At 43.5% G+C, this 13,564-nt stretch carries 11 protein-coding genes and 2 tRNA genes; 6 read left to right on the forward strand and 7 right to left on the reverse strand.

Annotated features, from left to right (window positions below; genetic code table 11):
• Positions 1-26: 26 nt before the first annotated feature.
• Entirely contained in the window at positions 27-1,169 is a 1,143-nt protein-coding gene (locus L2729_RS04940; protein ID WP_428848221.1) for a PQQ-dependent sugar dehydrogenase, read from the forward strand.
• Positions 1,169-3,436, forward strand: a complete 2,268-nt coding sequence (gene parC, locus L2729_RS04945; RefSeq protein WP_248987243.1) for a DNA topoisomerase IV subunit A — start codon at positions 1,169-1,171, stop codon at positions 3,434-3,436. The genes L2729_RS04940 and parC overlap by 1 nt, the downstream gene beginning before the upstream one ends.
• A gap of 67 nt (positions 3,437-3,503) precedes the next feature.
• On the opposite strand, the gene L2729_RS04950 is transcribed toward parC, so the two are convergent.
• A complete protein-coding gene (locus L2729_RS04950; RefSeq protein WP_101092542.1) occupies positions 3,504-3,695 on the reverse strand; it encodes a bacterioferritin-associated ferredoxin in 192 nt (63 codons plus the stop codon).
• A gap of 208 nt (positions 3,696-3,903) precedes the next feature.
• Positions 3,904-4,830 (reverse strand): D-2-hydroxyacid dehydrogenase, encoded by a 927-nt coding sequence (locus L2729_RS04955; RefSeq protein WP_248987244.1) that lies wholly within the window; start codon positions 4,828-4,830, stop codon positions 3,904-3,906.
• A 48-nt stretch (positions 4,831-4,878) separates the two neighbouring features.
• On the opposite strand from L2729_RS04955, the gene L2729_RS04960 reads away from it, so the two are divergent.
• Positions 4,879-5,211 (forward strand): DUF3392 domain-containing protein, encoded by a 333-nt coding sequence (locus tag L2729_RS04960; protein WP_248987245.1) that lies wholly within the window; start codon positions 4,879-4,881, stop codon positions 5,209-5,211.
• A 107-nt stretch (positions 5,212-5,318) separates the two neighbouring features.
• On the opposite strand, the gene L2729_RS04965 is transcribed toward L2729_RS04960, so the two are convergent.
• The 5 genes from L2729_RS04965 to rsgA all read right to left on the reverse strand — a co-directional run bounded on the left by L2729_RS04965 (position 5,319) and on the right by rsgA (position 12,154).
• Positions 5,319-6,014 (reverse strand): glycerophosphodiester phosphodiesterase, encoded by a 696-nt coding sequence (locus L2729_RS04965; RefSeq protein WP_248987246.1) that lies wholly within the window; start codon positions 6,012-6,014, stop codon positions 5,319-5,321.
• A 26-nt stretch (positions 6,015-6,040) separates the two neighbouring features.
• Positions 6,041-9,232, reverse strand: a complete 3,192-nt coding sequence (locus L2729_RS04970; protein ID WP_248987247.1) for a mechanosensitive ion channel domain-containing protein — start codon at positions 9,230-9,232, stop codon at positions 6,041-6,043.
• Between the two features lie 70 nt (positions 9,233-9,302).
• Positions 9,303-10,187 carry a DMT family transporter gene (locus L2729_RS04975; protein ID WP_248987248.1) on the reverse strand — a complete coding sequence of 295 codons (885 nt, stop codon included), beginning with the start codon at positions 10,185-10,187 and terminating at the stop codon, positions 9,303-9,305.
• Between the two features lie 9 nt (positions 10,188-10,196).
• Positions 10,197-11,060 (reverse strand): archaetidylserine decarboxylase, encoded by an 864-nt coding sequence (gene asd, locus L2729_RS04980; RefSeq protein WP_101092536.1) that lies wholly within the window; start codon positions 11,058-11,060, stop codon positions 10,197-10,199.
• A gap of 26 nt (positions 11,061-11,086) precedes the next feature.
• A complete protein-coding gene (gene rsgA, locus L2729_RS04985) occupies positions 11,087-12,154 on the reverse strand; it encodes a small ribosomal subunit biogenesis GTPase RsgA (RefSeq protein ID WP_248987249.1) in 1,068 nt (355 codons plus the stop codon).
• Between the two features lie 112 nt (positions 12,155-12,266).
• Between rsgA and orn the strand changes: the two genes are divergently transcribed.
• From orn to L2729_RS05000, 3 genes are all read left to right on the forward strand, one after another.
• Entirely contained in the window at positions 12,267-12,812 is a 546-nt protein-coding gene (gene orn / locus L2729_RS04990) for an oligoribonuclease (protein WP_248987250.1), read from the forward strand.
• A 196-nt stretch (positions 12,813-13,008) separates the two neighbouring features.
• Positions 13,009-13,084: transfer RNA gene (locus L2729_RS04995), tRNA-Gly, on the forward strand.
• A gap of 291 nt (positions 13,085-13,375) precedes the next feature.
• Positions 13,376-13,451, forward strand: a tRNA-Gly gene (locus tag L2729_RS05000).
• Positions 13,452-13,564 lie beyond the last annotated feature (113 nt).

The raw sequence follows: 13,564 nt of genomic DNA on the forward strand, positions 1-13,564 counted from the left end.
CAGAGCACTAAACTAAAAGAATAATAATGACGTTTAAAAATTACCCCAAACAAATATGTGTCGGTTTGTCCGCAATATTGATTCAGCTTATTTGTAGCGCAACGAGTATAGCCGCGGAGCCTGTGATGATCACAGTCTCTAAAGGCTTTGGTTTAACACTGTTTGCTTCCGATTTGGGCGATGCTAAACAGCTGGCCTTGGGGAGCAAGGGCACACTGTTTGTTGGCTCCTACAAAGAAGGAACCATAACCGCGCTCGTGGATGCAGACCAAGATGGTAGAGTAGACAAGCGTTATATCATTGCTAAAGGACTGCATTATCCCGAAGCGATTGCTTTTCATGATGGCGCTTTATATGTCGCTGAAGATGAACGGATCTTAAGATTTGTTGATATTGAATCACGGCTAAGGCGTCCGGGCCGAGCGAAAGAGATATATGACCGTTTACCTGGTAACACCCAAAAAAGCAAACGTGCGATGCATTTTGGCCCTGATGGCAGGCTTTATATCGCGATTGGTGCGCCCTGTAATGTATGTGAGCCAGAGGCACCGTTTGGTAGCATTATTGCTATCGACGTCAACACTGGCGAAAGCGAGCAAATTGTGAGTGGTGTTCGTCGAGTTGCGGCTTTTGATTGGTCAATTAAAGATAAAGAGTTGTGGTTTTCAGACTTAGGTCGAGACTGGATGGGCGATAACCTACCGCCAGATGAGATTAATAAAGTTGAAACCATAGGCAGTCATTATGGCTTTCCCTATCTCCACGGAAAAGATGTTATTGAACCCGCTTATGATAAGCCTAAAAACTTAAAAGTGGTCGCTCCCCAATACGAGCTACCTGCTCACGTTGGACCTAAGGGGCTGCACTTTTATCGCGGAGATCAATTTCCAGAACGTTATCAGAATCAAATGTTTGTTGCTGAAAATGGTTCGTGGAATCGCTCAAGCAAAGTTGGCTATCAAATAGTAATGCTTGAGATAAAAGATAAACAAGTCGTCAAGCGTAGCACCGTTGTTAGCTTCTTAGATGGTGAATTTCCGGTAGCCAGACCCCATTCGTTGATCACCGCACCCGATGGTGCCATGTATATTTCGGACGATTTGAAAGGTAACGTTTACCGTTTGTATTACAAAGAGACACAAAAAAATCAGTCACAGGATAATGATTAATGAGTGATGCGATAGATTTAAGCTTAGACGGTGTAGAGCAAATGCCAATGCGCCGCTTCACGGAAGAGGCATACCTTAATTATTCCATGTACGTGATCATGGACCGTGCTCTGCCGCATATTGGTGACGGACTGAAACCGGTACAAAGGCGGATAATTTACGCCATGAGCGAGCTTGGCTTGTCCGCAACGTCAAAGCATAAGAAATCAGCGCGTACGGTCGGTGACGTGCTAGGTAAATACCATCCTCATGGTGACAGTGCATGTTACGAAGCCATGGTGCTTATGGCACAGCCGTTTTCATATCGTTATCCATTGGTCGACGGTCAAGGAAACTGGGGAGCACCCGATGATCCTAAGTCATTTGCGGCGATGCGATATACCGAAGCTCGACTGTCAAAATTTTCTGAAGTTCTATTAAGTGAACTTGGACAAGGGACTGTTGATTGGGGCGTAAACTTTGATGGCACCATGAAAGAGCCGTTAGTAATGCCCGCGAGACTGCCTCATATCTTACTCAACGGCATTACCGGCATTGCTGTTGGTATGGCGACAGATGTGCCGCCACACAATGTTAAGGAGCTTGTGGGAGCTTGTATCGAGTTACTCGATAACCCGAAAGCTGACCTGCCACGTTTGATGGAGTTTGTTCCTGGACCTGATTATCCAACAGAAGCAGAGATAATTACTCCGGCTGCGGATATTGCCAAAATATATCAGACCGGTAAAGGCTCGATTAGAGCCCGTGCTGTATACACTGTTGAAAATGGTGAAGTGGTGATTACCGCGTTGCCACATCAAGCGAGTAGCGGCAAGATATTAGAGCAAATGGCAGGGCAGATGCAGGCTAAGAAGCTGCCTATGGTAACGGATTTACGTGATGAGTCTGATCACGAAAGCCCTGTTCGGATGATCATTGTGCCGCGTTCTAACCGCGTTGATTGTGATCAGATGATGGCACACCTTTTTGCGACCACGGATTTAGAGAAAAGTTATCGAGTCAACCTTAATATATTAGGTCTAAACGGGCGCCCACAGGTTAAAGGTCTACTTGAAATATTAACGGAGTGGTTGGTGTTTCGTACCACGACGGTTAAGCGCCGTTTAGAATACCGTTTAGATAAAATCTTAGCGAGACTGCATATTCTTGATGCCTTAATGGTTGCATTTTTGAATATAGATGAAGTGATTGAGATCATTCGTTTTCACGATGAGCCCAAAGCTGAGTTGATCACAAGATTCAATCTGTCAGATAAGCAAGCCGATGCGATTCTGGATCTGAAATTACGCCACTTGGCTAAGTTAGAAGAGTTTAAGATCCAGTCTGAGCAAAATGAGTTAGCTGCAGAGCGAGACAAGCTGCAACTGTTGTTAAGTTCTGAGCGTCGTATGAAAACGTTAATTAAAAAAGAACTGATTAGAGATGGCGAAAATTACGGTGATGAGCGACGCTCGCCACTGGTAGAGCGCGGAGAGTCTAAGGCGCTTACGGAGCTAGAACTTGTCCCTGTAGAGTCTGTTACTGTCGTATTGTCAGCGAAAGGCTGGGTACGATGTGCCAAAGGGCACGAGGTTGATGGAAAGAGCTTGTCCTATAAAGAGGGCGATGAATATCTTTGTGCCGCTCCTGGCCGCAGTAATCAACCGAGTGTGTTTATTGATACTTCCGGTCGGTCATTTGCCACTGAAACCCATACATTGCCGTCAGCCCGCTCTCAAGGCGAGCCTATAACCACTCGCTTTAATCTCGCACCTGGTGCAACGGTGGAGCATGTATTACTGGCAGATGAAGAGCAGTGTTATATTTTAGCTTCCGATGCCGGTTACGGATTCGTTGCGGCAAATAAAGATATGATATCGCGTAATAAAGCGGGTAAAGCTTTGTTGAGCTTACCTGCTAATGCGAAAGTATTACTGCCACAAAAAGTCGATAAATCGACAGCACAATCTATCCTCGCGATTACCAACGAAGGCAGGATGTTACTCTTCTCGTTAGATGCTTTACCGCAGCTGACCAAAGGTAAGGGCAACAAGATCATTGGTATACCGACTGAACGCGCTAAAAGCCGGGAAGAGTTGCTAACACATCTACAGGTGATCCCTGAAGGTATGTCAGTCACCTTGTGGGCTGGTAAGCGAAAACTCACCTTAAAGCCAAGTGATTTGGAGCATTACCGAGGAGAGCGTGGCCGTCGAGGAGCTAAGTTACCCCGTGGACTTCAGCGTGTTGATAGTGTTGAGTTAGGCGAAGGCTCGCCGCAAGAGTAGCGGAAAACTCTGAATGATAGACAATAAAAATGCAGCCAAATGGCTGCATTTTTTTATTGATAAGTCGTTAAGCGACTTCATAACAATTGGGTTCAATATCGACTTGTCTTTGGATGATTTGAGTTGCCATTTTTGCACATTTACCACATTGGCTTGCAACGCCGAGACGCTTCTTTACATCCGCTAATGAAGCATCGCCTTGGCTAACGGCTTCTTTAATCTGGGTATCTGTAATGGCATGGCAAAGACAAACGTACATAAATAATGATCCAACAATCGAATATGCACGCAGTATAAATGAAAACGATTCTCAATGCTAATAACTAATGAGAATGGTTATCAGTCGTTTGTTAGGTTTGCCGTTATTAAAAAGGTTGCAGTGGCTCACAACCCAGTGGCAGCTTGCGCACTTGGTTGTGTTTTATGTTGATTTGTCGATTCATGACTATTGTGCTTGTAAGGCGGGTTTAGTAGCCACGTTCGAAATGAACTCGATGAGATAGCTCTTCACCCTTTATCCACTTACGGTAGTTTTCTGAGAAGATCTCTATCACTTGCTCGGGGAAACTTGGCGCGGCAATATGCGGCGTAATCACCACATTGTCTAGTGACCAAATAGGGTGTTCCTCAGGCAAAGGTTCTTGATTAAAGACGTCAAGAATAGCTTGTTGCTGTTGGTTTTGAATCAGCTGAATATATAAAGCATCCAAGTCGAGTACATCGCCTCTACCGAGATTAAATAACACCACCTCTTTTTTTAATAGCGATAGCGTATGTTGGTTGAGTGCTCCTCGTGTTTCAGGGGTACTGGGTAAAATACTGGCGACAGCATCAGCCCGAGGCAGGTGGTGTGTTAGGTTCGCTAACGTGTCGACTTCATCAAAGCCTTTTGTCGGTTTTGCGCCACGATTAATGCCAATGACATGCATGCCAAAATGTTTCGCTGTTTGGGCTATATGCTTAGCGATAGAGCCTGTTCCTAACAGCAATAGGTTTTGCCCTTGCAACGTTTTGTAGCTACCCGGAAGCCAAATTTTTTGAGCCTGCTGATTTCTATATTTGACGTGCTCTCGCTGATACGCCAGTAGATAACCAAACAAGTACTCACTCATTAATGGACCAAAAATGCCACGCACATTGGTCAGCTCATAGTCTCGGCGCTGTCTCGGTTTTACGAGCGCATCTACTCCAGCAAACGTCGATTGCATCCATTTTAAATTGGTAGCATGGGGCAATATGGGGGCGGCGAGGCTAGGTTCTGCGAGCCAGATGTCGGCATTGAAAATATTTTGTGGGTTATCATCCAGAATGTGGATATTAGGCAGATGGCAAGAAGCCAAAAGCTGACGATAGCGTTCATTTTCTCTGGTAAGCAATAGTAACTTGTGTCCCATGCAGACTCCCTTTATTCTAGCTCTACATCGTTAAACTCGAGGATATTAATGTCTAAATTAATTGAATTTCTTAGCTATTTAGGTTCGTTTATCTATCCTTGGCTAACAGAAGTGTCAACTGCAATTATTGCTTGTGCACTTGTTGTATTTGGTAGTGATATTAACCTTTTTTTGCGCCGCTATTTAACGGGGCGATCTTTTATTATTCGAACATTCATTTTTGTCTTAGTAAATGCATTTGGTTATGGCTTAATCATTGTGAAGTTAAGCCCGCTACTAGCACAATATATGGCTGGAGTGTCTTCACACTGGTTGTTCCTGCTTATCATCGCGATTTTCTTTACTATAGGGGGTTGGGCTCAACGAAATAAACAAGTTTAAGCCATTAATTCTAGTGTAGATTACATTGCACTATTTTGAGAAAGAGATATCCAAACAATCGGCTATAAATTGCATGACTGGCTATTCATTGGCTCAATTCTATGCGGTTAATCTTCCGCTAATGCGGTAATGGCTTTATCTGGAAAGTTAGTAAAGATGCCATCCACTCCAAGTGCCGCCAGCATTGTTATGTCGTCGGCAAAATCCACGGTATAAACATAAACCTTGGCTCCGCGTTGGTGTGCATCATTAATCATCTCTTCGGTGACAAAACTCAGGCCTAAATGGATAGAGTAGGCGTCGAGGTCGGTGACCACTTGCGCTAAATTAAGTGGCACGCCCTCAATCAGTGGCGCCACATTGGCGCTAGGAAAAGACTGTTTAAATGCTTTTAACATCGGGTGATTAAAAGATGAGATTAGCAGTAAGTTTGGATCATAATTCTGCTCGTGGAGCAGATTAGCGTACACCTTAATAAAGGCGGGCAACACCGATAGGCCTTTAAGCTCTATATTGACTTCAATATTGTGAGGCTTTAACGCGGCTAATACCTCTGTCAGCTTCGGAATTGCTTCACCAGAGACGAAGATACTTCGTAAATAATCTTTACTCGCTTTATCGATAAGCCCCTTACCTGAGCTTTTGGCGTCAAGCCTTCTATCGTGAAACACATAGAGTTCGCCTTCGACCAAATGAATATCCAACTCAACGGCTTTTGCTCCTAGTGCAACCGCCTTCATAAAAGCTTTGGTGGTATTTTCAGGAGCGCAGCCACTTGCGCCGCGGTGAGCATATATTTTCATTAGTTGGCTTCTTGAGTCATTGAGTATTAGGTTCTTATCAAGCTTTGGACATCTTTACTCTGTCCCGTCGATAAATGAACTTCTAACTGAGGGTAGGCGAGTTCCAAATTGTTATCGCGTAACTTCTTGCTGATCTGCTTGTGCAGTTTGTGTCTTAATGGCCAACGAGTGCCCATATCTTTGGCATAGGCTCTCACTTCAAAGTCCTGAGTATGTTGGCCAAAGCCTGCAAACCAAACTTCAGGCTCAGGTGTTAACAGTGCATCGTCGCACTCTTGAACCGCTTGATAAAGGGCTGCTTCCACACGAGCAGGATCGGAGTCTCGCGCAACGGAGACATAAACAATCACGCGTGTAATAGGGTCTGACAGCGACCAGTTAATTAATTGCTCGGTAATAAAGGCCTTGTTGGGCACAATAATCTCTTTACGATCCCAATCAATAATGGTGGTTGCTCGGATCTGGATTTTACTCACGGTACCAGTGAGATCTCTAATCGTCACCGTATCGCCAATTCGAACCGGTTTTTCAAACAGAATGATCAAGCCAGAGATAAAGTTTGCGAAGATCTCTTGTAGACCAAAACCTAAGCCGACCGATAATGCAGCGACTAGCCACTGCAGCTTAGACCACTCCATTCCGAGTGTTGAGAAACCACTTAATATACCGAAGAAGATCACCAGATAGCGGCTAACTGTCGTAAGGGCAAAACCAGTACCTTGGCTTAAATCGAGCCGTTGCAGGATGGTCAACTCAATCAAACCTGGCAGATTAGTGGCTATCATCATCGAAAAACCAACAATGATAAACGACAGTAGCAATGACTTTAAGGTTATGGGCAATTGCTGCTCAATGCCATTGAGCGTGGTATTACTAGACCACAACGTCACCCCATCCAGCAAAGAGAACAATGCAGTATGAGTTTGGGTCCACAGGCCTACAATACTGGCTAAAAATGCCAATAGTAACAATGAGCGGACTAGGCCCAGAGATTGACCTGAAATGGTCTCTAAATCGACCTCTGGTTCTTCATAGGTATCTAATTGTTCTGGAGCGTTTACTTCACCTTTCTCACGTTGGGCGAGTACCTCTGCACGTTTAGCTTTAGCGCGTTCGAACGCAATACGTCGTCTTTCAATGAGCATCCAACGTTTGGTTAATTGATATAACAGTAAGAAACCTAAGCCTAAAATGAGTGATATCTGTAGCTGTAAAAACATTTGAAATGCAGTGTAGTAGTAGCCGAGAAAAGCTAATAACGCACAGGCAATCGGGGTAATGATCAGCAATGCCCAAAGTAGTTTTTGGATTAGTTTTCTATTTTTATCGTTCTGATGATGTTTATTGCCTCGATTAGCAATGTTTAAAATATCTTTATAGAACCAGAACAGCATTAAGCAAAAAATAATGAATGCACCGCGGCCAAGGCTATTTCTAACAAGAGAGGTGTCGATGATCTCTGCAAATGCGGCGAATCCCAAAAATGGCATAACCATAATCGTGAGTTGTTTAAATCGCTCTTGCCCGACACGAATAATATTACGTTGCGCTTTAAAGTGGTTGATTAAAAGTCCTTTATCTAATGCAAGTAAATGCACAAGACGATAGAGCTGATAAAAAGCCCCTATTGCGATAACGCCCATGCCAATCGCTGACACAAAGTTAAGACTCGAAGTATAGAAAATGGCCCCAGCTAAAATAATCGGTAATGGCTTTAATAGGCTATAGCTGACAGAGTTAACGAACACATGCCAAGTATAAATAAATTTATCTTGGGTGACATTGCCAACAAAAGGTAACTCGCGGCGCATGGCGGCTTTGAACTTAGGGGTCAGAATATCCTGCGCGATTAGGCTGACGATGAATAAAATCAACCACCAAGACCATAAGCTCCCCTGTTCACTGAATGATTTTTGCAATTGCTGCAAGGGTGCTTGCTGGATCATCCATTGCACACTTTGTTGCAGATCGGTAAGCCACAAACCGCCAATTCGATTAGCATTAGGCACCCAGAATAGGTGTTCGTTTAGGGTATCTCTTAACGTTAAATACTGCTGATTTAGCTGCTCATTACTCACTCTTAAATCAGCCAGTTCACTTAAGTACAGATCGTAGCTTTGTAATAACTGTTGCAATAATAGCTCTTGAGAGACAAGCAATTTAGCGTGCAGTTGCGTTGGTTTAGGCACATTGTTGAGTTGTTGTACACTGACGGTTTGCGCCTGTTCGATTTGATAGCGCGCTAGCCGTGCATTGGCAATGTCATTTTGGACCGGGTCTTGGCTTGGCGGCTTAGGAAGCGCTTGCAACATTTGCAAAAAACGCTCGCCAAAAGCAGAGTTTAGTTTAATCCAACTTATCTGCTGTTGGATATTGGTTAGCTGTTTAGCTTGAGCTTGGTATTGAGCTTCTGCTTGCTCTTGTTGTTTAAGCGCTTGGCTTATTTTTAAGTTGAGTGATTTTAGTGTTTCACCATAGCCCAAATTTGCATCACTAAGCGCTTGGGCTATTGGGTCTGCGCCATTTGACTCTGGCAATAAACTACTTGCGATAGCAGCCTCTGTACGTTTATGCCGTTGTATGTCTCGCTCTTGATTGAGGCGTTCAATGAGTTGCTCTTGTTGCTGTAGTTGCTGTCGTACCAATTTGAGCTGCAGTTGATTGAGATCAATCTCTTTCTGGCTGCTTGCTAACATCGCCTCTAACGTTGCGACACGCTGCTTATATAAGGTTTCCTGGGTAGTAAGTAGTTGGTTTGATAAGGTTTGATCGATAGCAATACGGTTTTTTTTATGTTTAGTGAGTGTCGCTCTTGCCTTGCTTAAAGCATCGGGGAGGCTGTCGAGTGACTTTATTAAGTTGTTGATTTTATTGCTTAAGCTGACTTCAATCTCTTTAAGTTCAGATAAACGTAAGTACGCTAGTGAACCTTGTTGATTCAAGTCTTGCTTATTTGACCATGCAAGCGGCTGCTGCGCCTCTCTGATTTGATTCAGAAGATTCGATTTATGCTGATCAAAATTGTGTACCAGCGCTCTAGCGCTTTCTTCGGTGAGAGATAACTCACTTATTTTGCTGTTGAGAAGCTCGAGTTGTTCTTGTGGCGTACTGCTAATGCCCGAAGGGCTTAACCCCAACCTTTTTTCAAGTTGAGTTGACGGGTTAGCGTTGGCTATAGTGCAAATAAAACACAGGAAAACCAATAAAAAACGATGCATGATTAGTGGCTTGCATAAATCGAAAAGGACTTACTCATAGTAGCCAAGTTATTCAGATAAATACATGGATCTATATAGTCTTTTTAATCCGTTGTGACTTATGGCTCTGTTGAGTTTCAAATAATGCAGTGGCAACGACCAATGTTCCACCAATAATGGTCTTTAGTTCAAGATCTTCACCGAGAAGAAGTAATGCCAGCACCGCACCATACAAGGGTTGCAAACACGACACTAAACCGACGGTTTTGGCGCTGAGTAATCGCAGTGCGGAGGTAAATAGCGCATGAGGGGCTGCTGTAAATACCACGCCGAGTAATACGATTAACCACCAAACATTGAGCTCAATACTGCTTACTTCAGTGGTGAACCATGGCGCAAGGAAAACCACTGCAACCATGGTTTGATAGAACATTGCTTGTTGACCGCTATATTGTGAAAAATAGCGTTTATGTAATAGGTTTCTAGCGGTGAATAGTGCAGCTGAGAGTACGCCAATGGCTATGCCTAGGGTGACATCGTTGCCAAGACTCGCCTCAGGGATAAGTAAAGCCACCCCGGTCAATACCAAAATGCCACTGATGACGTCGGCAAGTTTTAGTTTGGATTTAGTGACCAATGGCTCAATGAGCACCGTCATAACGGGGTAAGTAAAGAAGGCTATCATGCCAATTGCAACTGAAGATAGTTGCATTGAGGCGAAGTAAGTTACCCAATGCAAACTGACGATAATACCCAGTCCAATAGCGACGAAATAATCCTTTGCTGCCTCGAGTGCTATTTTTTGCTTACTCAGCTTAACGATAAGTGCGAGTACCGCTGCTGCGACAACACAGCGCAGTACGGTAATATCTAACGCACTTAAGGGGATGAGTTTAGAAAACAGGGCAGTACCACCAAAAAGCAGTACCGCTAAATGCAGCTCAAGTAGCCCTGTTTTTTTATCACTTGGATTCAATGGTGTTAGTTAGTCTTCAATTTTTGCAAAAGCTTGACCCATACGAGTAATGCTTGTTGGCTCTACGCCGTCAGCAAACTCGTCGAGTGCGTCTTTAGCAAATAACATAACGACAGTGCTGCCCAATTTGAAACGTCCCATTTCTTCACCTTTTTCAAGGGTGAGTGCCTCAGGCCCCTCAGTTGGGTAATCCCAAGTAAACACGTCTTGACCCGTTGGCGGTGTAACAGTACCAGCCCATATTGTTTCAATGCTGGCCACAATCGTTGCCCCAACAAGTACCATTGCTATAGGGCCAATCTCTGTTTCGAAAATGGCCACAACACGCTCATTCCGGGCGAATAAGCCTGGAACATTTTGCGCGGTTAGCGGGTTAACTGAAAACAGTTCACCTGGTACATATGTCATTTTAGACAGAGTGCCTTTTATTGGCATATGAATGCGATGGTAATCTTTAGGCGCTAGATAAATAGTAGCAAAATCACCATCTTCAAAACGTTTAGCATCATTAGCCTGATTACCGAGTAACGCTAGAGATGAATAGTCATGGCCTTTTGCTTGAAAAATGCGTCCATCTTCAATAGGACCTAATTGACTGACTGCGCCATCCACAGGGTGGATGATGTAATCTTTGTCTTCACATAGTGGACGAATACCAGGCTTTAATGCACGAGTAAAAAACTGATTGAAAGTTGGATAAGCTTCAGGCGCAGGCTGCGCGGCTTCACTCATATCAATTTTGTATTGCTTGATAAACCATTTAATTGCAGCCGTGGTGACAGCGCCCATTTCAGCTGCGGCTAATTTACCCACAAGACGTGATACCAAATGCTTTGGCATAATATATTGCAGTGCAATTTTGACTTTATCCAATTTCAAATTCCTTTAAGTTCTATTTTTTATTCGTCTGGACCAGCTCTAAAATGACGAGCGTGTCTTTGTTCATCCAAACTGGCAATGATTTTGTGGTAGTTATAGTATCGATCTGCGCTGATGTTACCGGCTGCTAACGCTTCGGTGATTGAGCAACCAGGATCATTGAGGTGTTTGCAGTCTCTAAACTTACACGTCCCTAGATATTCTCTGAATTCAATAAAGCATTGGCCCACTCTTTCAGCGGGTAAGTGCCATAGTGCGAATTCACGGACGCCAGGGGAGTCAATTAAGTCACCGCCGGTGGATATGTGGAGTAGCTTAGCGGTGGTCGTTGTATGCTGACCCAAACCTGAACTCTCAGATATATCACCAATGACGAGCTCTGCGTCTGGCATCATGGCGTTGATCATCGATGATTTGCCGACACCTGATTGGCCTACAAACACACTGACTTTTCCATTCATCAGTTGGTTTATCTGTTCGACACCTTCACCCGTTTTACTACTGACTTTATAGACGTCATAACCCACATCGCGGTAACGTTGCAGTGCAGCTTCTATTTCAGCTAGCTCTTCAGGTAAAATCAAGTCGACTTTGTTGAGCACGATAACGGGCGCAATTCCGGTATCTTCTGAGGCAACAAGATAACGGTCGATAATTTGCGTGGTAAACGCAGGCTTAACAGAAGTGACGATAAGGATCTGATCGATATTCGAGGCAATAATCTTAACGCCATCGTACATATCCGGTCTAGACAGTAGTGAATGCCTTGGATGAACGGCTTCAACAATACCTTCTATTCGGCTTGCACCAGATTCACTCGTTACTGCTAAACGCACAATAACTTTGTCACCAGTGACTAAACTTTTAATATTACGGCGTATATTGCAGCGCGCTAAATGGCCTGTCTCGGTCTCAACATCCGCATGTTGACCAAAACGAGAAATAATGGTGCCTAACTGCTCAGGGCCTAAAGAGTTATCCTGTAATTCAGGAGTCTTTTCGCCAGCTTCGCTGCTATGCAATTTCTTTTTCTGGTTGTTACGCATTCTGCGTAACTGACCTTGGCTTAATGGTTTCTTTTTGCTCACGTATTAGTCTTCAATGATAAAGGTGATTTTTTGTCGCTTAAAAAAGCAGTATGATACACCGTCTTAAACAAAAAAGCCTGAATTTAGGCTAACGGGAATAATAGGTCGCTTTATGGCTATAGATGAAAACAACCTTATTTGGGTCGATCTTGAAATGACGGGGCTTGAGCCTGCAGTCGACAGAATTATTGAAATCGCGACTATAGTGACTGATAAAGAGTTGAATATTATCGCACAGGGTCCTGTGATTGCGATTCATCAGACTGATGAACAACTTGCATTGATGGATGATTGGAATCAAAAGCACCATGGCGAATCAGGACTTGTTGAACGTGTAAAAGCCAGTGAGTTTAGTGAAGAAGATGCGATTGAACAGACGATCGCATTTTTGTCACTGTATGTTCCAGCGGGTGCTTCACCTATGTGTGGCAACAGCATTGGCCAAGATCGCCGTTTTTTAAACCGCTATATGCCAGCGCTTGAGGACTTCTTTCACTATCGAAATATAGATGTCAGTACAGTAAAAGAACTAGTTCGACGTTGGGAGCCATCAGCAATGAAAGGTTTTACCAAGCAAAATACGCATCAAGCTTTACTCGATATTCAGGAATCTATCGCCGAATTGCAGTTTTATCGTGCGAAAGTTTTCAAAATTTAAGCAATCAGTCATTTTTTTGCAAGAAGGGGTTGCAGAGCAGTGAAATTCTCCTATAATGCGGCCTCAACTTTTCACTAAACGGCAAACTTAGTGATTAAGTAAAAAAGTTGAAATGCGACATTAGCTCAGTTGGCAAAGGTGAGAAACGATACCTTTAATCCAGCGAGTATAGTTAAGACAGCATTTAAAGATTTACGCGACATTAGCTCAGTTGGTAGAGCGATACCTTGCCAAGGTATAGGTCATCAGTTCGAACCTGATATGTCGCTCCAAATATTAACTTATGGAATTACCAAATTCGGTAAGCAAAAAAAGATTTACGCGATATTAGCTCAGTTGCTAAAGGTGAAAACGATACCTTTGGTTAATGTACACAGCTAGAGTGTGATGAAAAGATTTATGCGACATTAGCTCAGTTGCTAGAGGTGAAGAACGATACCTTTGGTTAATGTTTACAGCTAGAGTGTAATAAAAAGATTTATGCGACATTAGCTCAGTTGCTAGAGGTGAAGAACGATACCTTTGGTTAATGTTTACAGCTAGAGTGTAATAAAAAGATTTATGCGACATTAGCTCAGTTGGTAGAGCGATACCTTGCCAAGGTATAGGTCATCAGTTCGAACCTGATATGTCGCTCCAAATATTAACTTATGGAATTACCAAATTCGGTAAGTAAAAAAGATTTACGCGATATTAGCTCAGTTGCTAAAGGTGAAAACGATACCTTTGGTTAATGTACACAGCTAGAGTGT

The organism is Shewanella gelidimarina, assembly GCF_023283945.1.
GTDB lineage: Bacteria > Pseudomonadota > Gammaproteobacteria > Enterobacterales > Shewanellaceae > Shewanella > Shewanella gelidimarina.

Coding starts and splice junctions, on each gene's coding strand:
- L2729_RS04940 (WP_428848221.1), top strand. CDS start 27: ATGACGTTTAAAAATTACCCCAAACAAATATGTGTCGGTTTGTCCGCA.
- parC (WP_248987243.1), top strand. CDS start 1,169: ATGAGTGATGCGATAGATTTAAGCTTAGACGGTGTAGAGCAAATGCCA.
- L2729_RS04955 (WP_248987244.1), bottom strand. CDS start 4,830: ATGGGACACAAGTTACTATTGCTTACCAGAGAAAATGAACGCTATCGT.
- L2729_RS04965 (WP_248987246.1), bottom strand. CDS start 6,014: ATGAAAATATATGCTCACCGCGGCGCAAGTGGCTGCGCTCCTGAAAAT.
- L2729_RS04960 (WP_248987245.1), top strand. CDS start 4,879: ATGTCTAAATTAATTGAATTTCTTAGCTATTTAGGTTCGTTTATCTAT.
- L2729_RS04950 (WP_101092542.1), bottom strand. CDS start 3,695: ATGTACGTTTGTCTTTGCCATGCCATTACAGATACCCAGATTAAAGAA.
- orn (WP_248987250.1), top strand. CDS start 12,267: ATGGCTATAGATGAAAACAACCTTATTTGGGTCGATCTTGAAATGACG.
- L2729_RS04970 (WP_248987247.1), bottom strand. CDS start 9,232: ATGCATCGTTTTTTATTGGTTTTCCTGTGTTTTATTTGCACTATAGCC.